Origin of the sequence: Methanofollis tationis (assembly GCF_013377755.1) — an archaeon.
GTDB classification, from domain to species: Archaea; Halobacteriota; Methanomicrobia; order Methanomicrobiales; family Methanofollaceae; genus Methanofollis; species Methanofollis tationis.
The window spans coordinates 2,158,323-2,177,650 of sequence record NZ_JABXWR010000001.1 but is presented as its reverse complement, the minus strand read 5'-3'; the positions used below and the strand labels follow the sequence as shown (position 1 = coordinate 2,177,650).

Below are 19,328 nucleotides of genomic sequence, written 5' to 3'. Positions count from 1 at the left end.
ATCACAACTGATGATTGATGAAGGAGAGGCTACGCTCCTGAATGAGGTGAATCATGGCAAAGGTATACGTAACATTTGAAGTTCCGGAAGAGATCCAGAACAAAGCGCTTGAATCGCTCGAAATCGCCCGCGACACCGGCAAGATCAAGAAGGGTTCCAACGAGGCCACCAAGTGCATCGAGCGCGGCACCGCCCAGCTCGTCCTGATCGGCGCCGATGTCCAGCCTGAAGAGATTGTGATGCACCTTGCACCCCTGTGCGAGGAGAAGAAAATCCCGTACATCTTCATCAGCAAGCAGAACGAGATCGGCGCGGCAAGCGGCCTGAACGTGGGATCAGCTGCAGCAGCAATCGTCAAGCCCGGCAAGGCAAAGGAACTCGTCGAAGAGGTTGCCAAGCAGGTCGGCGAACTGAGGGCCTGAGGGGGTTTTCCAGATGGCAGACGGAACACCCGCAGAGGTCATTGAGGTCATCGGCAGCACCGGGATGCACGGCGAAGCCATGCAGGTGAAGTGCCGGGTCCTTGAGGGTAACAACAAGGGCCGGATCATCACCCGCAACACCGTCGGCCCCATCCGCGAGGGCGACATCCTGATGCTCCTCGAGACCGAGCGCGAAGCGAAGAAACTTTCGAGGCGGTAAAGAGAATGGTTGAGACCTACAAGTGCAGCTTCTGCGGCGAGATGATCGAGCCCGGTACAGGGAAGCTCTTCGTCCGCAAGGACGGCGCGCTCTTCTACTTCTGCTCGACGAAGTGCCAGAAGAACTACAAGCTCAAGCGTGTCCCCCGCCGGGTCACCTGGACCGAAGCTGGCCGCAAGGCCCTCGGGAAGGAGTGAGCCTGATGGACCGGACCTTTGTGATGATCAAGCCCGACGGTGTCCAGCGCGGCATCATCGGGGCTGTCATCTCCCGCCTTGAGGCAAAAGGCCTCAAGCTCGTGGCGGCAAACCTCACCATGATCTCCGAGGAGAAGGTGATGGAGCACTATGCCGAGCATGTTGCAAAGCCGTTCTTCCCCTCGCTCAAGGAGTATATCATGTCCGGCCCGGTGGTCGCCATGGTCTGGGAGGGCAAGGGCTCGGTCGCCATCGTGCGGAAACTCGTGGGTGCCACGAACCCCGCCGACGCCGCTCCGGGAACGATCAGGGGCGACATGGCAATGGAGACCGGCAAGAACGTGATCCACGCTTCGGACTCAGACGAGAGTGCCGCGCGCGAGATCGCCATCCACTTTGCAGACGCTGAATTCGTCGCCTATGCGCGGCTCGACGAACCGGCCCTGTACGAGTGAATCGTCGGGGATAACCCCGGACTTTTTTTCCTGCCTCGAAAGGCATTAACCAGAAGAAGACCTAAAAAGTCTGCATGAATGGCGAACTGCTGAGTTTCGTCCTGCTGAGCATCACCTCCATCCTCATCATCACCAACCCGCTCGCAGCGACGCTGCTCTTCGTTTCCCTGACCGAGGCGATGGAGCACGCCCAGCGCATGGCAGTCGCCGCAATTGCCTGCAAATACGCCCTGGTCATCCTGCTCACCTTTGCGATCGCCGGGGGCGTGATCCTCCAGCTCTTCGGGATCACCCTCGAGGCCTTCAGGATTGCCGGCGGCCTCCTCCTCTTCGGGATCGGCATGGAGATGGTCTATGCGAAGACCTCCAGGACGAAGATCTCGGCGACCGAGAAGTACGAGAGCCAGGATACCGACGAGGTGGCGGTGATGCCCCTCGCCGTTCCGATGATCGCCGGGCCCGGTGCGATCACGACGGTGATCGTGCTCACCAACGAGGCGACCACCATTCACCCGGCGGCGGTCGCCGTCGTCATCGCCGCCATCGCCCTTGCGATCGGGGTCACGTACCTGATGTTCTCCCGCTCGGAGATGATCGTAGGGCGGATCGGTCACCGCGAGTACCGCGCCGTTAACAGGCTGATGGGTATGATGCTCATCGCCATCGCCGTCCAGTTCATCATCGTCGGGGTCAAGACGGCTTTCCCGATGCTGGCAGGAGCAGGATTGTGAGGGTCTGCTGCTATGGGATGGCGCCGCCCGTCTCGGTCGAGAGTGGGCTGAGAGAGGCAGAAGAGGCCGCGGCTGCTGCGGCGGCGGAGGGCGCCGACCTCATTCTCTTCCCCGAGCAGTTCGCCACCGGCTGGAACCCGGCGACGGCGCGGCCTGACCCTGCCATCCTCCCGGCGATCTGCCGCATCGCCGCCGAGTACGGGATCTGGGTCGTGGGCTCCTGCTGGAGGGGCGCACCGCCTCCTCTGAACCTGACCTGTGCCGCCGGCCCGGACGGGAGAGTGCAGGCGACCTATGCGAAGATCCATCTCTTCTCGCCCGGCGGCGAGGGCCTGACCTGCACCCCGGGCACAGAACCGGCGGTCTTCGACGCCGGCGGGCTTCGGTTCGCCCTGGCCGTCTGCTACGACCTCCGGTTCCCGGAACTCTTCGTCCATTATGCGGCGTGCGGCGCCGATTGCATTCTCGTCCCGGCGGCGTGGCCGGCAGAGCGCCTCGACCAGTGGGAACTGCTGCTCCGCGGGCGCGCCCTGGACACCGAGTGCTATATTGCCGGGGCGAACGCATGGGGGCGCTCATGCATCGCCGGGCCTGACGGCAGCCTCCGGGGAAAAACAGATCATGGCCATCTCATCGGCGAGATCCGCAAAGACGAGGTGCTGAAAATGCGCGCCGTCCTCCCGGTCCTGCATGACCGGCGGCCCGACCTCTATACAAGATGGAGGAACGCCTGTGAACGGTGACGAGCACCTTTCCATCAGCCTTGCGACCGCCGCCGTCGTGCTGGTGCCGTGGGTCTCCGTCCTGCCGCCAGAATGGCTGGTCGCCGCCCTTTTCGGGGTTTTTATCGGGGCGCTCGCCCCTGATGCCGACGCCAACGACTCGGCGATCTTTCATACCCGCATTCCCGGCGGGAAGGGAAAACGGCTCATCTTCCTGCCGTTCTTCGGCTATGCCATCCGCTACCTGGTCTACTACCCGATCTCCCTCCCCTTCATCGCCCTGCTCGGTGAACGCGGGATGCCCCGCCACCGCGGCGTCCTCCACTCGGCGATCGGGATCGTCCTGATGACCCTCGTCCTCGGTGCCTATGCATGGGCGATCGGGACGATCGGCCTTCGTATTCCCTGGGACATAGGCTATACCGTCTTCCTCCTCGGTTTCCTGGGGGGGGCGGTCGGCCACCTCCTCGAGGACTCGTGCACGCGCAGCGGCGTGGCATGGCTCTTCCCCCTCTCAGGACACCGGACGCACGGCGGGATCATCACCGGCAGCGGCGACCCCAGACCGACAATCTACGCCGCCGTGATGGCCGTTGCCGCCGGCGGGCTCTTTGCCGCCGGTAACGTTGAGGCCGTCCCCGCCGCTCTCTTTCCCTATGCCGGTATCGCCGTTGCCGCCGCCCTCTGGGTCATCTTCCTCCTCGCCGCCCGCCCCCGGCGGTAGGTTCACGAATTTTCATCTACCACAAGGACCAATATCACCCTATGTACCATCTCGCGTGCATCCACTGCGGTGCCGAATACGCGCCCGGCGAGATCATCTATACCTGCCCGAAGTGCGGGCACCTGCTCACCGTCGACTATGATCTAGACGCCATCAACGTGTCGAGAGAGGCATGGAACCGCCGCCCGATCTCGGTCTGGCGCTATCGTGAAATCCTGCCGGTCACCATACCTCCGGTCACCCTCCAGGAGGGCGGCACGCCCCTCTACCACCTCGAACGCCTCGGGGCCGAGATGGGGCTGCCGCACCTCTATGCAAAGCATGAGGGAATGAACCCGACCGGTTCGTTCAAGGACCGCGGGATGACCGTCGGCGTCTCAATGGCCGTCCAGCTCGGGATGAAGAGCGTGGCATGCGCCAGCACCGGTAACACCTCGGCAAGCCTTGCCGCCTATGCGGCAAAAGGCGGGATCCCTGCGGTCGTTCTCCTCCCGGCGGGCAAGGTCGCCCTCGGCAAGGTCGCCCAGGCCCTGATGCACGGCGCAAAGGTGATCGCCGTCAGGGGCAACTTCGACCGCTCCCTCGAGATGGTCAGGGACCTCTGCCTGAAGCACGGGATCTATCTCCTGAACTCGGTGAACCCGTACCGGCTCGAAGGCCAGAAGACGATCGGTTTCGAGGCAGTCGACCAGCTCGGCGACGTCCCCGACCGCCTGGTGCTGCCGGTGGGCAACGCGGGCAACATCTCGGCCGTGTACAAGGGACTGCGGGAACTTGAAACCCTGGGGTTCATCGACCGCCTCCCGATGATGACCGGGATCCAGGCGGCAGGATCGCAGCCGCTGGTGCAGGCGATCCAGGGGAGCCTCCCCGCGGTCGTGCCCGAGGCGAACCCGGAGACGGTGGCGACCGCCATCCGGATCGGCGCACCGGTCAACGGCGAGAAAGCGCTGATCGCCATCAGGAAGACCGGCGGCACCGCGGCCTCGGTGACCGACGAGGAGATCCTGGCGATGCAGCGCGACCTTGCACAGAAGGAAGGGATCGGTGTCGAGCCCGCATCGGCCGCATCGGTTGCCGGCATCAGAAAGCTGGTTGAAGAAGGGCGGATCGACCGGGACGAGCGGATCGTCTGCGTGGTGACCGGCCACCTTCTCAAAGACCCGGAAACAGTGATCAGACAATGTCCACCTCCGATCGAGATCGACGCTACCGAGCAGGCATTGCTCTCTGTGCTGCACTTGTCCTCCTGACGGTGCAGGCCGCAGCCTATAACGCAACGGTGACCGTACTGCCGGGAGGGGAGGCCTATATCGGTGAGGTCACCCTCACCGACGCAGAGGAGTACGCCTTCTGGGAGGCCGGGATGCTCGGCGAGCGGTTGCCCCTCACGGTGAAAAACGTCACCGTCTCAGGCGAATGCGGCGATAACTGCAGTTATACCCAGAAAGACCGGAACACCATCGCCTTTGAGAGGGGGAACGTCACGGTCAGTTACGAGGCCGAGATCGTTTTGAAAAATCTCCAGGTCCTCCTTGAAGAGCCGTCGGCGATCGCCGTCACCCTCCCTGAGGGGCTCAACGTGCAAAACCCCCTCCTCGGCCGGGTAAGCGAGGGGGGGACAATCTCACAGGAAGACAACGCCACCGTGATCCGCTGGGACGGGACCAGGTTTGTGGAGGTCCGCTTCTATGATTCTGGCCAGGAGCGCCTCCTCCTGATCTTCGGGGCTGTCTGGTTCACCGTGGCGGCGGTGCTGCTCGTCCCGTTCCTGCTGATGCGGCGAAAATCAGGGCAGTAACCCCTGTCACTCCTCTTTTCCACGCCCGTTGGCAGCAGGTTGCCCCGGCAGGGGTTTGTTTGATTTCCCGTACGTTCCCGCAACGCCCTCCTCGCGCCGGGGGTTGCACCCCCGGACCCCCGCGCAGGATTGCCCCTGGATGCGCGGGGAAAGGTAGGACTGAGAACCTGCCGATGACAAATGATGGATGGGTGTGTCGGGGCGCTTTTGTGGGTTTCTGTCCCTGTCCTGGTTTTATCCCTCATAGAGGCGGATTGCCCTATCAGCAAAAAACACCTGAATGGACGGTCTTTTGTCTGCGAATGTTGTGGGCATTCGCTTCATGCCGTTCTGATCGGTGCTCGGAACATCGAGGCCAGAGCACGCACCTACAGGTGTACCCAGGAGGTGTAGGGGTACAGTCAACCACCTGGACAAGAACTATCGACAGGATAGAGTCTCAAGCCCGGGCCTTCAGGCCGGGGTAGTTGACGGGAGGATCTATTAACAACCTCGCCGGAGAGCGTTCAGGCGTTCTCGACCAGTCTCGGGAGGAGCAGTTCAGCAGAGATGTTCTAACCATTTTTTTCAAGATATTTCCAGATCCACCGCTCGACATCATCAACATCATGCTGATAATCTGCAACTTCGATCAAAAATTTCCCTTTTTCTCTCTGTGGGGCACCGATATGAAATCCCCACTCTTCTCGAAGAAGAGCATCCACAACGACAAAGGCAGTGCGCTTATTTCCATTCTGGAAAGGATGCCGAACCGCTATTGCATAAAGGATCCACGCTGCGCGGTGTACTGAATCGGCCATGGTGTCAAATTTCGCTTCATAGTCTAAGAAAAAATCGATTGAACCAAATACTCCGTAATCCCTCACAACTCCCGCGGCGCCTCGATCCTCTGGTAGATCGCTTTTGTGGATTATCTCTGCCTGTATGAAGATAATGTGCCGCGCAAGAGGGCTGAGTTTTTCCGGGGTGTTCATGGTGCCAGCAAAACATCATTCGATTTTTTAAACGTTCACGCCATTTTTTCGTCGATTTGAACTCTGACGCTTTCTTTGTCTTCAAATATGTTATTTTTTTGGCTTTGTAGAATCGCATATGAGTCCAGGAAGGGGACGCAAGCATATCCCATGAAATGTTTTTCATGGTAATCCTATTCTGGCGTGTTTGAACCGGGGGACTGCTGCCCCCGGACCCCCGCGCAGGATAGGTGGGGATACGGCACGCTCCCTCCCCGGATATGCTGTTTGCTCTTCCCGGGGCCCATCCGCTCCAATGGGGTGAAGCCCCCGGCAAACAAGAGGGGGAAGGTGGGGGGATCCGCACTCTCTCCCTGCGATTACAGGAGATACGTCAAACACGGTAAGAGGGATTCTACAAAGCCATTTTAGATGGAAATTATCGGTTCTGAAATGCACGGCATCAATATATACACGTATAGATACTAATAGTAGGTAATTACCTCTTCGGGGTGTGTGATGGTGATGACTCCCAGCACCAATAGTGATATAATGCCCTACAATCTCCCTGCGTCGCGTCGGTCGAAAGGCGCATTTATGGATGACACTCTTACTCAATCCGAGCGGAAGGCAATCGCCGACTCTATCGAAGAGAACCGCGAGGCCCTTGAGATAATGGCAACACATTAGATCCAACCATTTTTTGGCTCTGTAGGAGTCCTCAATTCTCTTCGCCTTCCACAATCCTCGCGCCGGGGGTTCTGCCCCGGACCCTGCACAGGTTTTAGGGGTTTCTGCCACAATCGCAGGTCTGTGGGGGGCAGCCGGCCCCCGGGGTGGTGTCTGCTCTGGTTTTTCTGGAACCCTCGCGTTCTCAGCGCGAGGATGTGGAAAATAGATCGGTGGGTGAAGCGGACACCACCCGGGGGTTGCACCCCCGGATCCCTGCATGCGATTGCCCCTGGATGTGCGGGTGATCGGCCAAGCGGTCTGGTTCTCGATGAGATATTCTGGATGGTCGTGCAGGAGGGTTTTGTGGGTTCCTGTCCCAATCGCAGGTCTGCAGGGGCAGCCAGCCCCCCGGCAGGTGTCCACTCTGGTTTTCAGGAACCCTCACGTGCTCAGCGCGAGGGTGTGGAATGAGCTCTGATGGGTGGAGCGGACACCGCCCGTACCTTCAGGCGTTCTCGGGGGGGAGCGTCTGGCGAAAAAAAACGTATCCGGGTGGCCGCCCTTATTTCTTCAGGGCGATATCGATCCCGAACTTTTTGGCGTTGCGGTCGGCGATCGCCTGGATCTTGGCGATCTCTTCCTCGTTCCGACCGGGCCTGAAGAGGTGGCGGAAACGCTTCTGGGCCTTGAGGTACTCCTCGACCGGTTTCCTGTTCACGATCTTCTTTGCCTTCTCCAGTTCGCCGTCCACGATCTCGTAGTTCACCCAGAGCCCGGTCTCGACGGCAAGTCTGCCGAGCGCCATCGTATCGGCCCCGTCAAAGCCCCAGCCTGTGCAGCACGGGGTATGGACCTGGATATAGCACGGCCCCTCGGTGTTCACCGCCCGTTCGACCTTCTTCACGAGATCGTTGGGGTAGGCGATCGAAGCGGTGGCGACATAGGGCGAACCGTGGGCCACCAGGATCGCCGGCAGGTCCTTCTTCGGCCGGGCATTCCCGGTCGAGCACTTTCCGGCCGGGCTCGTCGTGGTGTCGGCGTCGTAGGGCGTCGCACCCGAGCGCTGGATGCCGGTGTTCATGTAGGCCTCGTTGTCGTAGCAGATGTAGGTGATATTGTGCCCGCGCTCGAAGGCGCCGGAGATGCAGAGCATCCCGATATCGAAGGTGGCTCCGTCGCCGCAGATGCAGATGACGTGCTCGTCGCGCCCCTGCCTTTTGAGGGATGCCTCGATCCCCGATGCCACCGCGGCGGCGTTCTCGAAGAGGGAATGGATCCAGGGCACCTTCCAGGCGGTCTCCGGGTAGGGCGTGGAGAAGACCTCCATGCACCCGGTCGAGGCCACGACGATCGTGTTCTCGCCAGAGCCCTTCATGATCAGCCGCGCCGCGAGGGCCGGGCCGCATCCTCCGCAGGCGCGGTGGCCCGCATCAAAGAGTTCAGAGGAATTTTCGGCCATTTCAGAGCACCTCCGTTCTCAGCCCGTAAAACATATCGCCAGTCCCCTTTTCAGCGAGATCGACGATCTTCGCGATGTCTCTCTTCCTGATGTCGCGCCCACCGAGCGCAACGATATAGTCGAGCACCGGGATGCCGCTGCCGTAGAGGGCGTCCTTCACCTCAAGGGCCACGGCGCCCTTCTGCCCGAGCGAGATGTTCTTGTCGAGAACCGCGACGGTGCTCGCCCCCTTCAGGGCGGCGGCGACCTCTTCCGCCGGGAAGGGGCGGAAGGAGCGGATCTTCAGGAGGCCGACACGCTTTCCGTCGGCACGCATCTCGTCGATCGCATCCTTCACCGTGCCGCAGATCGAGCCCATGGCAACGAGGGCGGTGTCCGCATCCTCGAGCCGGTAGCCCTCGACGGCGCCGGTGTAGTCCCTGCCGAACTGATCGGCAAATGCACGGGCAGCCTCGACATACACATCGCGCGCCCGCTGCATCGCACGGTCCACCTCGTACCTGAACTCCATGTAATAATCAGGGGTGGCATACATCCCCATGCTGATTGGATTTTTCGCATCCAGGTGCTGGTACGGCTTGAAGGCGGGGAGATAGGCATCCACCTCCGCCTGGGTAGGCATATCGACCGGTTCGTAGGTGTGGGTCAGAATAAAGCCGTCGAAGCAGACGAAGGCGGGCAGAAGCACCCTGTGGTCTTCGGCCACCCGGTAGGTGATGAAATGGAGGTCAGATACCTCCTGAATATCTTCGGCGTAGTACTGCAGCCATCCTGCGTCACGGAGGGATATCGAGTCCTGCTGATCGTTCCAGATACTCAGCGGCGCTCCCATGGCCCGGTTTGCGATCGTCATGACGATGGGAAGGCGCATGCCGGCGGCGTTGAAGCAGACCTCGAACATCAGGGCGAGGCCCTGGGAGGTGGTCGCCGAATAGGTCCTCGAACCGGCGGCGCTCGCGCCGACACATCCGGAAAGGGCGGAGAACTCGCTCTCCACACAGATGTATTCGGCGTCCAGCTCGCAGTCGGCGACCATGCTGGCGAGGGCCTCGACGATATGGGTCTGGGGGGTGATCGGGTATGCGGAGATCACCTGCGGGCGGCAGAGTTTCACCGCTTCAGCGACAGCGTGAGACCCTTCGACAATTTTCATCATAGTTATTTCTCCTCCTGCACCATCTCGATGTCATCGGCCGGGCACTCTTTCGCACAGAGGCCGCAGCCCTTGCAGTAGTCAAGATCAGGGACGAAAAAGCCGTCTTTATCTTCTTTCACGCACCCTTCGGGACATATGGTCTCGCAGAGCCCGCACTTCGTGCAGGTCTCGTGCTTGAAGACCGGCTTGAAGACCCGCCACGATCCGGTCTTGTTGTCCCGCGCCCGTCCGGGGGCAGCAGAGCATCCCACGTTGAGCGCCATTCAGGCCTCACCCCTGACAAGGTTGTAGGCGTGCACAGCCGCTTTTACGTTCTTCTCCCCGAGCGATCCCGGGAAGCGGGCTCTCAGGGCTTTTTCCAGTGCAGGCAGCTCGATCTCACCGGTTGCGGCCGCAAAGGCCCCCATCAGCGTCGTATTCGTGATCGGGACGCCAAGGATCTCGAGGGCGATTTTGGTGGCGTCGAGGGCGATCAGTCTCACGCCTTCAGGAACAGCGGCAGTGATGGACTTTTCGGTGTTGACGATGGCGATGCCGCCCTGCTTCATCCCGCCGAAGACATTGACGTCCCTGATTAAGGTGCTGTCCTGGACGATGATGTAGTCGGGTTCGTACACCTGGCTTCGCAGGCGTATCTTCTCGTCGCTGAACCGGACGAACGCCTGCACGGGGGCACCGCGTCGTTCGACTCCAAATGCAGGAAAAGCCTGCGAATAGACGCCGCCCTCAAACGCAGCAACGGCGATCAGTTCGGCAGCAGTGACAGAGCCCTGTCCGCCCCTGCCATGGATGCGTAACTCTCTCAATCAGAATACCCCACATAATTTATCATGATGAATCGTTAAGAACATTGTGCCAGGAACAATCCTTTGAGATTCCTGAAATAAAACGGATATTACTCGTCATTACGCCAGAATTAGGATTGTCCGGTTTCTAAATTGTCCTGATCTATCTTTAGTCTTGTGGAGATCATAGGTCAAGGGGAAGACCAAGGATCGGTTCACCGATTAAAAAAACGTCCCGTGCGATCCTGGCCAGCCCCTGTGCCGCACACCACTCGTCATAGACGGCAACCTTCCGCCTGAGCAGCCCCTCCACCTCGCCGGCGACGACCGGCGCCTTCGATCCGGCCAGAGCGACCTTCGCCTCCGGGTTTAACAGGAGCATGGCGGCGCACTCCATCGCCGCAAACATCGCGATCGTCCGGTCCTGCTCGGCGGACGGGAGGGTGTGGGCGACCCCGGCATGGAGGAAGGCATCGTTCGCCGTCTGGAGACCGGCGTCGATCCGGCGGATCGCATCTACGTCCAGCGCCCCGTGCTGCGTGCCCGGGGCGAAGATGCAGGCGTCGAAGGCGCCGACAATTCTTCCCCCGGAGACCAGGGTCGTCACGGTGTTCGAGGAGATGTCCGAGACCACCACATCAGGGCCCAGGTCGTGGCAGGCCTCGTAGGCGATCCCGATCTTTTCAGGGCTGGTCTGGTGGGAGTATGCCTTGAACCTGGGATCGGTCGGCGATCCCCGGTGGATCCCCGGGATCACCACGGCCGGCAGGCCGCTCCTCGCGATCTCGTCGTAGACGCGGGTGCCGCCCCCGATATGCTTGCCCGCGCCCTCCCGCGAGACGACGCCGCGGTTCGCCACCTTTCCGATACCGGTGATCGCCGCGATCCCGTCGCCCATCGAGTAGCAGACTGCAATCCCCTCGATCTCCTCGAGGGGGCAGAGGCGTTCGAGGTCGCCGACGGCAAACTCCCGCGCCGCCTCGCGTGATATCTTGAAATGCCCTTCCTCAGACGAAAAGCGCATGGCCGTCGTGCCATGATCGATCCCGATGAACATACCAGTATTCCTATAGCATTGGAAGGCTATTCAATGGTAATGTTCTGCATTGTCACAGGCGGTGCCGGGTTCATCGGCTCGCATACCGTGGACGCCCTCGTCGCACGCGGCGACGAGGTGGCGGTCATCGACAACCTCAGCGCTGGAACCCCCGACAATATCGCCGCGCACCTGAAATCCGGGAAAGCGCGGCTCATTCAGGCCGACCTCCTCGACGACGGCTGGCAGTCGGTCTTTGCCGGGGCCGACCGGGTGTACCACATCGCCGCCGACCCTGACGTGCGGGGGAGCGCACAGGCGCCGGGCGCACAGGTCAGGAACAACATCGTGGCGACCCAGCGGGTGCTCGACGCCATGCGAGAGCACGGCGTTCCCGAGATTGTCTTCACCTCCACCTCCACCGTCTACGGCGAGGCGGCGACCATACCGACCCCGGAGGACTATACCCCCATGCTCCCGATCTCGGTCTACGGGGCGTCGAAACTCGCCTGCGAGGCGCTGATCTCGGCTTACGCCCACTCGTTCGGCATGACCGCCTGGATCTTCAGGTTCGCCAACATCATCGGCGAGCGCAGCGGCCACGGCGTGATCACCGATTTCATCAGGAAACTCCAGGCGAACCCGGCCGAACTCGAGATCCTGGGCGACGGTCGGCAGACCAAGTCCTATCTTGACGTCAGGGCGTGCGTCGCCGGTTTTGAGTACGCCGTGGCGCACTCCCGCGAGACGGTCAACACCTTCAATATCGGCTCTGAGGACTGGATCGACGTCGTCGCCATCGCCGACATCATCGCGGCAGAGATGGGGCTCTCGGGCGTGAAATACCGGTTCACCGGGGGCGCGCGCGGCTGGGTCGGGGACGTCCCGAGAATGCAGCTCTCGGTCGGGCGGATGAAGACGCTGGGCTGGACGCCGGCGATCGGCTCGGAAGAGAGCGTCAGAAAGACCGTCCGCGCCATGCTGCAGGGATGATATGGACCTGATCGCAACAACCCTCCTGGCCGTCCAGAGCGCCCTGCCGTTCTGGGAGTCGCGATATGCGATCCCCCTCGCCATACAGGGGGGCTACCCGCCGCCAGCGGCGTTTGCCGTCGGATTCGTGAGCAACCTCGCCGTCGTCGTCGTGCTCCTCCTCCTGCTGGAGCCGGTTTCGGACTTCCTGAGCGCGCACTCGAAAATTTTTGCGCGCTTCTTCGACTGGCTCTTCACCCGGACGCGCCGGCACACCGAGCGTTTCGAGCGCTGGGGGGCGCTGGCCCTCGTCCCCTTCGTTGCCGTGCCCATCCCGGTGACCGGGTCGTGGACCGCCTGCGCGGCGGCGTTCGTCTTCGGGATCCGCTTCCGCTATGCCCTCCCCGCGATCGCCGCCGGGATGATCGTTGCCATCACCATCACTACCATTACCATGCTCGGGATCACCATTATACAGGGAATACCTGGAGGATACCCATGAAATACATCGTCGTTCTCGGGGACGGGATGGCCGACGAGCCCATTGAGGAACTCGGCGGAAAAACGCCCCTTGAATATGCAGATACCCCCAATATGGACCGGGTGGCGCGGGAAGGAGCCTGCGGTCTTTTGCGCACGGTAAAAGACGTCTACGAGCCTGGCAGCGACGTCGCCAACCTCTCGGTGCTCGGCTACGATCCCGGCACCTGCTATACGGGCCGGGGCCCCCTCGAAGCCGCCAGCATGGGCATCGACCTCGCCCCGACCGACTATGCGTATCGCTTCAACCTGGTCACGGTGCGCGGCGGCGTGATGGAGGACTTCAACGCCGGGCACATCACCAGCGAGGAAGGAGCGGCGCTCATCGCCTCCCTGGAGGGGAAGGTGCCGGGCGTTGAGTTTCACCCGGGCATCTCGTACCGGAACCTGATGGTCGTCCACGGCGCAAAGGGGTCGGTGACCACCCCGCCCCACGATATCGTCGGGCAGGAGACGGTGCCGCACCTTCCCGAAGGTCCGGACGCCCCCCTGCTCTCCCGGTGCATGGAGGCGGCTACGGCGGCCTTCGCCGACCACCCGGTAAACCGGGCGCGCATCGCCGCAGGAAAACTCCCGGCCACGACGATATGGCCGTGGAGCGGAGGGGAGCGCCCGTCCATCCCCGCGTTCCATGAGCGCTGGGGGCTCTCAGGCGGGATGATCTCGGCGGTCGACCTCCTCAACGGCATCGCCCGCTACGCCGGGATGGAGGTGATCCATGTGCCCGGCGCCACCGGTTTCCTGGACACCGACTACGCCGCAAAGGCTCGCTGTGCTCTGGAGGCGATCGAGCGTCTCGACTTCGTCTACATCCACGTCGAGGCGCCGGACGAGGCCGGGCATATGGGGAGCGTGGAGGAGAAGGTGCGGGCGATCGAGGGGGTCGACGGGATCGTCGGCACGATCCTGGACCACTTCGACGGGACGGTGGCCGTCCTCCCCGACCACCCGACCCCGATCAGGCTGAAGACCCATACCCGCGACCCGGTGCCGTTCGCGATCCGCGGCCGGGCGCGGGACGATACCGTCGCCTACTCAGAGCGGGCGGCGGCGAACGGCGCCTTCGGTCTGGTCGAGGGGCCGGATTTCCTCTCCCTCCTCTTCGGGAAGAAACCCTTCGAACAGAAGGAATAACAAAAAACTCTTTTTAAAAGCGGTTGCGGCATCAGCACCCTGCTTCATCACTGATCAGTGGGGGTAACTCTCATCATCTGCCGCAGTGAACCCGGTATGGTTCCAGAGAATAGTATATTGGTGAGCCCCGGTAATTATTGTTCGTAACTGCCACCAGAGAGAAGACCATGGCACCATTCAGCATCGCCAGCACGATCCGGGAGATCGAGAGAGAGGTAGGCACCCTCTCACCGATGCAGAAGATCCTGCTCGGAACAGACGGATCCGTGACCGCCATCCTGGAAAACGTGCTCGGATGCCGGGTAGAAGTCGCCACCCTCCTGCAACGGATCGTCCCGGCAGACGAGAAGGTTGCGGCAGACCTCGACATCCCTGAAGGTGAAGAGGTCAACCACCGCATCGTGACCCTGAACAACGGCGATACCGGGGAAACACTCATGTACGCCGTCTCAGATACGCCGCTCAGCAGGCTCGACCCGGCGTTCAGGCAGGACCTCATGCGGGCCGACATCCCGATCGGCCGGATCATGCAGATGCACCGGATCGAGGCGCGCAGAGAACTCAAGGAGGCCGGCGTCGTCGTCGCCGATACCGAACTCAGCCGGATATTCGGGATATACCGCCACGAACCCCTCCTCTCCCGGAAATACCAGATCATCAACCGGGGAAAACCTCTCATCGCCATCAACGAGACCTTCCCGTACGGGACGTTTGCCGACGATACCCGGGTGATCGTGGAGGCCCCGGCGCGGATCCACATGACCCTGATCGATATGAACGGGAGTTCGGGGCGCGTCGACGGGGGGATCGGGATCTCTCTCGAAGAGCCGACGATCGTGCTTGAGGCGAGGCGGAGCGAGGAGATCGCGGTCCACGGCGATCAAGAGAGTGCGGAGACGGTAAAAAAGACGGCCGGGCAGGTGCTCCCGGCGATGGGCGTGAACGGGGGCGCCGAGATCACCCTGCGACACACATATCCCAGGCATGCCGGCCTCGGGAGCGGCACCCAGCTCGCCCTCGCCACCGCCCGGGCGCTTGCCGAACTCTACCGGCGGCCCGCACCCGGCAGCGCGCCCCCCTGCACAAGAGAGATTGCAGCCCTCGCCGGGCGTGGCGGCACATCGGGGATCGGGACGGCGGCCTTTGAGTCGGGCGGGTTTGTCCTTGACGGCGGGCACAGTTTCGGGGCGTCGGGAGAGAAAAATGACTTCAGGCCATCGGCGGCGTCCCGCGGGATCAGGCCGGCGCCGGTGGTGCTCAGGCACGCCTTCCCGACAGACTGGCAGATCCTCCTTGCCACCCCGACGGTCGGCGCCGGGGTCAGCGGGCAGCAGGAGAAGCACATCTTCAGGGACCACTGCCCGGTCCCCCTCGGGGAGGTGCAGGCGCTCTGTCATACGATCCTGATGCAGATGCTGCCCGGGATCGTCGATCACGACCTCGACCTCTTCGGGTCCGCGGTGAACACGATCCAGGAGATCGGGTTCAAACGCGTCGAGCACAGCCTCCAGCCGCCCCTGACACAGGAACTGATTGCGGCGCTGAGGAGCACAGACGCCGCATGCGTGGGCCTGAGCTCCTTCGGGCCGACGGTCTATGCGATCGGCGACACCGGGATGATCGAGGCCGAGCACGCCGCAAAGGAGGCGATGGGAGGGTGTGGAGGGACGACGGTCCTCACCCGCGCGCGCAACCGCGGGGCAGAGATCCGGACGGCATAAGCGAGATCTGGGTCCGGTCGAAGACCCGGTCTGAAACCCGGACCTGATTTCCCCTGAGAACCATCCCTGCAGCGTTCACCCGGATGTCCGCAATCCGGTTCCCGGAAGAGTATCCAGCGCATATTAGATATCAGACCACCATCTATCTGTGATCATGACGCCGACAAAAAAGACACTCACTCTGGGTATCACCGTCAACCTGGACAACTACGAGAATATCCGCCTTGAGATCACGGGCGAGGTCAGTTCGCCCGAGGAAGCCGACGACCTCGCGGGCTTCCTCGACGCCACCCTTGCCCGCCTCGGGCGCGGCGACGAGGCGACGGCAGAACGTGTGGACACCTATCGAAAACGGGTGTTCTCGATGAAGGCCACAGAAAAACATCCCGAACCCGGGGTGCAGACGGTGCTGACGCCTGTTGCGGTGGAAGCGCCCCAAGAACCCGTGAAGAAGCCCGTACCGGAACCGGCCGTTGCAAAAGAACAGCAAGAGCCGGCCCGGGCAGCGGCAGAACCCAAACCCGTGACGACGCCCGGCCCTGCGGCGGCAATGGCAAAACCTCTCGCCCATGCACCGGAGACACCGGCGAAAAAGGCGCCTGAACCTGCTGCAGCGGCACCGGACCTCTGCGAGGAGTGCAAAGCCGCCGTGACAAAGACCCAGAAGCAGATGAGCCAGCTCTTCCTGAACCGGACGCTCTGCAAGGCCTGCATGGACCGGCTGACCCACCAGAGGTGAGACAGCGGCGCAGGAGAGGCACGGCGTCCAATATAATATATAGGCCCGGCACGAGGGATCAATAATGAAACGGGACCTGCTCATGTGGGACGAAACGCTCTTTCGAGACCCCGAGGTGTTTGAAATCGACTACGTCCCTGAGCAGTTCGACTACCGCGAGACCCAGATGCGGGAGCTCGCCTTCCAGATCAAACCCGGCCTGCGAGGCGGCCGCCCCCTGAACACGATCTGCAGGGGGCTTCCCGGCACCGGCAAGACGACGAGCGTGCGCAAACTCTTCACCCAGATCGAGGAGGCCACCAGAAAACTCATTCCGGTGTACATCAACTGCCAGATCGACAACACCAAGTTCGCCATCTTTGCCCAGATCTATCATAAACTCTCGGGTCATCTCCCGCCGACCTCGGGCACCTCGTTCAAGCAGATCTTCGACGCCATCTGCCGGATCCTCCTGAAGGAGGAGGCAGTCCTCCTCGTCGCCCTCGACGACGCCAACTATCTCCTCTATGAAAACGAGATCAACCGGGTGCTCTACGCACTCCTCAGGGCGCACGAGTCCTATCCGGGCACCAGGATCGGGGTGATCACGATCATCTCCGATCTGAGCGTCGACCTCTCGCGTGAGGTCGACCCGAGGGTCGCCTCGGTCTTTCGGCCGACCGAGATCTATTTCCCACCCTATTCGGCAGACGAGGTCAGGCACATCCTCACCGAGCGGGTGCTCACCGGCCTCTACCCTGGCGTGCTCCCTGATACAATGCTCGACCTCGTCACCGAGCAGACCATGAAGAGCGGCGACCTGCGGGTCGGGCTTGACCTGCTGAAGAGGGCGGCTTTAAACGCCGAAAAGGATGCACGCCGGCGGATCGAGGAGGACGATGTCTGCCGCGCATACCAGATCTCGAAGTACCTCCACCTCACCTTCACCCTGCGGACCCTGAAAACCGAGGAGAAAAATCTGCTCAGGACAATCGCCACAATGAGCGTCGGCGGCGGTGAGATGAACGCCGGCGAGGTCTATAAGCATGCAAAACAGGAAGCAAAACTCGGTTACACCCGTTTCCACGAGATCGTCAAGAAGCTTGACGCAATAAGGCTGATAAATCTCGATTACCGGGAAGGACGGGGCCGGACACGGGTGATCACGCTCAGGTACGAGCCGCAGCGCGTCCTCGAACTGCTGGACTGAGCGATCGATTGGCAAGTCTTATCTATTCTCTTTGCGTTGTTTATGTGAACGGTGATATTTCCATGCTGAGCGTGAACGAACAGGCCCTTGATATATTTAACGACATCTTCGAATATCCTGAAGACTACAATGCCGCCGCCCACGAACTGGACAACGGTGCGCGGATCGTCGATGCGGGTGTAAGCGTAGAAGGTGGATACCGGGCAGGACGCGTCTTCACAGACATCTGCCTCGGCGGTCTCGCCGAGATCAACTTCACCATGGGGCAGATCAAGGGGGTTCCGATGCCTTTCATCGAGGTCTCCACCGATTTCCCGGCGATCGCCTGCCTCGGCGCCCAGAAAGCCGGCTGGACCGTCAAGGTCGGCAACTACTTTGCGATGGGGTCGGGACCGGCACGCGCCCTCTCCCTCAAGCCGAAGCACACCTATGAGGTGATCGGCTACGAGGACGAGTGCGATACGGCCGTGATCTGCCTGGAGAGCGACCACCTCCCGAACGGCGAGGTCATGCAGAAGATCGCCGAGTCCTGCAAGGTGGACGTTGCCAACACCTGCGCCATCGTCGCCCCGACCTCCTCGATCGTCGGGTCCATCCAGGTCGCCGGCCGCTGTGTCGAGACCGCCGTCTACAAACTGAACGAACTCGGGTTCGATACCAGAAAGATCATCTCCGGCTTCGGCACCGCCCCGATTCCGCCGGTCCGCGGCCCCAAGCTCGCCATGGGTGTCACCAACGACGCCACCATCTACCACGGCCAGATCTCCCTGACGATGAAGGCGCCCGAGATCAAGGACTACCTCGATAAGATTCCGTCCTGCACGTCGCAGGGCTACGGCAAGCCCTTCAACGAGATCTTCAAGGAAGCGGGCTACGACTTCTACAAGATCGACACCTCGCTCTTCTCGCCGGCAGAAGTGATCATCAACGAGCTCTCCGAGGGTGTCATCTACCGCGTCGGCGGCGTGAACCCCGAGGTGACCCTGAAGTCCTTCGGGCTTCAGTGAATACGTTTTTTTTGGAGAATTGAGAGGGGGAGGGAATGATCCTCCCCGCGATTATCTGACCCAGTCGATCTCGGGTTCGCGCCGCGGCGGTTTTTCAGGGATCTCCTTCGGGTAGCCCAGGACGATCGGCGCCACGATCATCCACCCCTCAGGCACCTTCAGGGCCTTCATCAGCTCCGGGTTGCCTGAGACCGGGCCCGCAGCCCCGATCCAGCAGCTCCCGACTCCCAGTGCATGGGCGGCGAGCATCATGGTTCCGGCGCAGAGCGTGCAATCATAGGTGCTGAAACGGTTTTTCTCGTCCCCGAGAACGAGGACCAGGACGGCCGCACCATAGAAGATGTTGAAATCCCTGGAAGCGAGCAGTTTTTTCTGCTCTACCGCTTCGGGAGCGGTCATATCCTTCAGGTTGAGGAGCAGGATTGGTTTGCAGTAGTCGGAGATCTGCTTCATGAGGTCGTGGTCGCGGACGACGACAAAACGCCACGGCTGGAGGCCGAGCGTTGTCGGAGCATGGATCCCCGCATGGATGATCGAGAGCACGGTCTCATCGTCAAGGTAGCGGCCCTCATAGGCACGGATGCTCCGCCTCCCCATGATGGCGTCCAGGACTTCTTCGGCATGTGGTGGCATAGGAACGCCTTCTTGTACACCGGCATAATAAAGGTTCGTCAGGGTCAGGGCAGAGGACAG

23 protein-coding genes are annotated in these 19,328 nt (G+C 61.6%); 16 read left to right on the top strand and 7 right to left on the bottom strand.

The genetic code is table 11. From position 1 onward, the window contains the following. The first annotated feature begins 53 nt into the window (after nucleotides 1-53). The 9 genes from rpl7ae (at nucleotide 54) to HWN36_RS11335 (ending at nucleotide 5,272) form a co-directional block, all read left to right on the top strand. Nucleotides 54-422, top strand: a complete 369-nt coding sequence (gene rpl7ae, locus HWN36_RS11375) for a 50S ribosomal protein L7Ae (RefSeq protein WP_004039245.1) — start codon at nucleotides 54-56, stop codon at nucleotides 420-422. Nucleotides 423-435: 13 nt separating this feature from the next. Further along, a complete protein-coding gene (locus tag HWN36_RS11370; RefSeq protein WP_004039246.1) occupies nucleotides 436-642 on the top strand; it encodes a 30S ribosomal protein S28e in 207 nt (68 codons plus the stop codon). Between the two features lie 5 nt (nucleotides 643-647). Beyond that, the gene (locus HWN36_RS11365) at nucleotides 648-839 is read left to right on the top strand and encodes a 50S ribosomal protein L24e (RefSeq protein ID WP_004039247.1); all 192 of its coding nucleotides are present in this window, start codon (nucleotides 648-650) and stop codon (nucleotides 837-839) included. Between the two features lie 5 nt (nucleotides 840-844). After that, nucleotides 845-1,294: a nucleoside-diphosphate kinase gene (ndk, locus tag HWN36_RS11360; protein ID WP_176789490.1), complete on the top strand. Its 450-nt coding sequence runs from the start codon at nucleotides 845-847 to the stop codon at nucleotides 1,292-1,294. A gap of 74 nt (nucleotides 1,295-1,368) precedes the next feature. Further along, entirely contained in the window at nucleotides 1,369-2,025 is a 657-nt protein-coding gene (locus tag HWN36_RS11355; protein WP_176789489.1) for a MarC family protein, read from the top strand. After that, nucleotides 2,022-2,768 carry a carbon-nitrogen hydrolase family protein gene (locus HWN36_RS11350; RefSeq protein WP_343044982.1) on the top strand — a complete coding sequence of 249 codons (747 nt, stop codon included), beginning with the start codon at nucleotides 2,022-2,024 and terminating at the stop codon, nucleotides 2,766-2,768. The genes HWN36_RS11355 and HWN36_RS11350 overlap by 4 nt, the downstream gene beginning before the upstream one ends. Beyond that, entirely contained in the window at nucleotides 2,758-3,471 is a 714-nt protein-coding gene (locus tag HWN36_RS11345) for a metal-dependent hydrolase (protein ID WP_176789488.1), read from the top strand. The genes HWN36_RS11350 and HWN36_RS11345 overlap by 11 nt, the downstream gene beginning before the upstream one ends. Before the next feature lie 41 nt (nucleotides 3,472-3,512). After that, complete coding sequence (gene thrC / locus HWN36_RS11340; protein WP_176789487.1) at nucleotides 3,513-4,724, top strand: threonine synthase; 1,212 nt, start codon at nucleotides 3,513-3,515, stop codon at nucleotides 4,722-4,724. A gap of 2 nt (nucleotides 4,725-4,726) precedes the next feature. Further along, the gene (locus tag HWN36_RS11335; RefSeq protein WP_176789486.1) at nucleotides 4,727-5,272 is read left to right on the top strand and encodes a DUF5803 family protein; all 546 of its coding nucleotides are present in this window, start codon (nucleotides 4,727-4,729) and stop codon (nucleotides 5,270-5,272) included. Between the two features lie 554 nt (nucleotides 5,273-5,826). Here HWN36_RS11335 and HWN36_RS11820 read toward each other — a convergent pair. The 6 genes from HWN36_RS11820 to HWN36_RS11305 all read right to left on the bottom strand — a co-directional run bounded on the left by HWN36_RS11820 (nucleotide 5,827) and on the right by HWN36_RS11305 (nucleotide 11,354). Further along, nucleotides 5,827-6,246 (bottom strand): type II toxin-antitoxin system death-on-curing family toxin, encoded by a 420-nt coding sequence (locus HWN36_RS11820; protein WP_218133229.1) that lies wholly within the window; start codon nucleotides 6,244-6,246, stop codon nucleotides 5,827-5,829. Nucleotides 6,247-7,459: 1,213 nt separating this feature from the next. Beyond that, nucleotides 7,460-8,356, bottom strand: coding sequence for a pyruvate synthase subunit PorB (gene porB, locus HWN36_RS11325; RefSeq protein ID WP_176789485.1), 897 nt, complete (start codon nucleotides 8,354-8,356; stop codon nucleotides 7,460-7,462). 1 nt (nucleotide 8,357) lies between these two features. Next, nucleotides 8,358-9,512, bottom strand: a complete 1,155-nt coding sequence (gene porA / locus HWN36_RS11320; protein ID WP_176789484.1) for a pyruvate synthase subunit PorA — start codon at nucleotides 9,510-9,512, stop codon at nucleotides 8,358-8,360. Nucleotides 9,513-9,514: 2 nt separating this feature from the next. Beyond that, on the bottom strand, nucleotides 9,515-9,775 hold the full coding sequence (locus tag HWN36_RS11315; RefSeq protein ID WP_176789483.1) for a 4Fe-4S binding protein: 261 nt from the start codon (nucleotides 9,773-9,775) through the stop codon (nucleotides 9,515-9,517). Next, nucleotides 9,776-10,318 carry a pyruvate ferredoxin oxidoreductase subunit gamma gene (locus tag HWN36_RS11310; RefSeq protein WP_176789482.1) on the bottom strand — a complete coding sequence of 181 codons (543 nt, stop codon included), beginning with the start codon at nucleotides 10,316-10,318 and terminating at the stop codon, nucleotides 9,776-9,778. 163 nt (nucleotides 10,319-10,481) lie between these two features. Then, nucleotides 10,482-11,354: a methanogenesis marker 12 protein gene (locus HWN36_RS11305; RefSeq protein WP_176789481.1), complete on the bottom strand. Its 873-nt coding sequence runs from the start codon at nucleotides 11,352-11,354 to the stop codon at nucleotides 10,482-10,484. Between the two features lie 39 nt (nucleotides 11,355-11,393). Here HWN36_RS11305 and HWN36_RS11300 point away from each other — a divergent pair, with 39 nt between their 5' ends. From HWN36_RS11300 to mch, 7 genes are all read left to right on the top strand, one after another. After that, complete coding sequence (locus HWN36_RS11300) at nucleotides 11,394-12,326, top strand: NAD-dependent epimerase/dehydratase family protein (RefSeq protein WP_176789480.1); 933 nt, start codon at nucleotides 11,394-11,396, stop codon at nucleotides 12,324-12,326. A 1-nt stretch (nucleotide 12,327) separates the two neighbouring features. Beyond that, nucleotides 12,328-12,807, top strand: coding sequence for a COG2426 family protein (locus HWN36_RS11295; RefSeq protein ID WP_176789479.1), 480 nt, complete (start codon nucleotides 12,328-12,330; stop codon nucleotides 12,805-12,807). Then, nucleotides 12,804-13,979 (top strand): cofactor-independent phosphoglycerate mutase, encoded by a 1,176-nt coding sequence (locus HWN36_RS11290; RefSeq protein ID WP_176789478.1) that lies wholly within the window; start codon nucleotides 12,804-12,806, stop codon nucleotides 13,977-13,979. Before HWN36_RS11295 ends, HWN36_RS11290 begins: the two co-directional genes overlap by 4 nt. A 167-nt stretch (nucleotides 13,980-14,146) precedes the next feature. Then, entirely contained in the window at nucleotides 14,147-15,700 is a 1,554-nt protein-coding gene (locus HWN36_RS11285; RefSeq protein WP_176789477.1) for a beta-ribofuranosylaminobenzene 5'-phosphate synthase, read from the top strand. A 154-nt stretch (nucleotides 15,701-15,854) separates the two neighbouring features. Then, complete coding sequence (locus HWN36_RS11280; RefSeq protein ID WP_176789476.1) at nucleotides 15,855-16,439, top strand: hypothetical protein; 585 nt, start codon at nucleotides 15,855-15,857, stop codon at nucleotides 16,437-16,439. A 64-nt stretch (nucleotides 16,440-16,503) separates the two neighbouring features. Then, nucleotides 16,504-17,628, top strand: a complete 1,125-nt coding sequence (locus HWN36_RS11275; RefSeq protein WP_176789475.1) for an ORC1-type DNA replication protein — start codon at nucleotides 16,504-16,506, stop codon at nucleotides 17,626-17,628. A 62-nt stretch (nucleotides 17,629-17,690) separates the two neighbouring features. Then, nucleotides 17,691-18,635 carry a methenyltetrahydromethanopterin cyclohydrolase gene (gene mch / locus HWN36_RS11270; RefSeq protein WP_176789474.1) on the top strand — a complete coding sequence of 315 codons (945 nt, stop codon included), beginning with the start codon at nucleotides 17,691-17,693 and terminating at the stop codon, nucleotides 18,633-18,635. A gap of 51 nt (nucleotides 18,636-18,686) precedes the next feature. On the opposite strand, the gene HWN36_RS11265 is transcribed toward mch, so the two are convergent. Further along, nucleotides 18,687-19,268 (bottom strand): nitroreductase family protein, encoded by a 582-nt coding sequence (locus tag HWN36_RS11265; protein WP_176789473.1) that lies wholly within the window; start codon nucleotides 19,266-19,268, stop codon nucleotides 18,687-18,689. Nucleotides 19,269-19,328: the final 60 nt, after the last annotated feature.

Excerpts from the sequence above, each read along its gene's own strand:
- HWN36_RS11265 (WP_176789473.1), bottom strand. The coding sequence starts at position 19,268 with ATGCCACCACATGCCGAAGAAGTCCTGGACGCCATCATGGGGAGGCGG.
- rpl7ae (WP_004039245.1), top strand. The coding sequence starts at position 54 with ATGGCAAAGGTATACGTAACATTTGAAGTTCCGGAAGAGATCCAGAAC.
- HWN36_RS11290 (WP_176789478.1), top strand. The coding sequence starts at position 12,804 with ATGAAATACATCGTCGTTCTCGGGGACGGGATGGCCGACGAGCCCATT.
- HWN36_RS11275 (WP_176789475.1), top strand. The coding sequence starts at position 16,504 with ATGAAACGGGACCTGCTCATGTGGGACGAAACGCTCTTTCGAGACCCC.
- HWN36_RS11305 (WP_176789481.1), bottom strand. The coding sequence starts at position 11,354 with ATGTTCATCGGGATCGATCATGGCACGACGGCCATGCGCTTTTCGTCT.
- porB (WP_176789485.1), bottom strand. The coding sequence starts at position 8,356 with ATGGCCGAAAATTCCTCTGAACTCTTTGATGCGGGCCACCGCGCCTGC.
- HWN36_RS11315 (WP_176789483.1), bottom strand. The coding sequence starts at position 9,775 with ATGGCGCTCAACGTGGGATGCTCTGCTGCCCCCGGACGGGCGCGGGAC.
- porA (WP_176789484.1), bottom strand. The coding sequence starts at position 9,512 with ATGATGAAAATTGTCGAAGGGTCTCACGCTGTCGCTGAAGCGGTGAAA.
- HWN36_RS11365 (WP_004039247.1), top strand. The coding sequence starts at position 648 with ATGGTTGAGACCTACAAGTGCAGCTTCTGCGGCGAGATGATCGAGCCC.
- HWN36_RS11355 (WP_176789489.1), top strand. The coding sequence starts at position 1,369 with ATGAATGGCGAACTGCTGAGTTTCGTCCTGCTGAGCATCACCTCCATC.
- mch (WP_176789474.1), top strand. The coding sequence starts at position 17,691 with ATGCTGAGCGTGAACGAACAGGCCCTTGATATATTTAACGACATCTTC.
- HWN36_RS11295 (WP_176789479.1), top strand. The coding sequence starts at position 12,328 with ATGGACCTGATCGCAACAACCCTCCTGGCCGTCCAGAGCGCCCTGCCG.
- thrC (WP_176789487.1), top strand. The coding sequence starts at position 3,513 with ATGTACCATCTCGCGTGCATCCACTGCGGTGCCGAATACGCGCCCGGC.
- HWN36_RS11820 (WP_218133229.1), bottom strand. The coding sequence starts at position 6,246 with ATGAACACCCCGGAAAAACTCAGCCCTCTTGCGCGGCACATTATCTTC.
- HWN36_RS11280 (WP_176789476.1), top strand. The coding sequence starts at position 15,855 with ATGACGCCGACAAAAAAGACACTCACTCTGGGTATCACCGTCAACCTG.
- HWN36_RS11285 (WP_176789477.1), top strand. The coding sequence starts at position 14,147 with ATGGCACCATTCAGCATCGCCAGCACGATCCGGGAGATCGAGAGAGAG.
- HWN36_RS11370 (WP_004039246.1), top strand. The coding sequence starts at position 436 with ATGGCAGACGGAACACCCGCAGAGGTCATTGAGGTCATCGGCAGCACC.
- ndk (WP_176789490.1), top strand. The coding sequence starts at position 845 with ATGGACCGGACCTTTGTGATGATCAAGCCCGACGGTGTCCAGCGCGGC.
- HWN36_RS11300 (WP_176789480.1), top strand. The coding sequence starts at position 11,394 with ATGTTCTGCATTGTCACAGGCGGTGCCGGGTTCATCGGCTCGCATACC.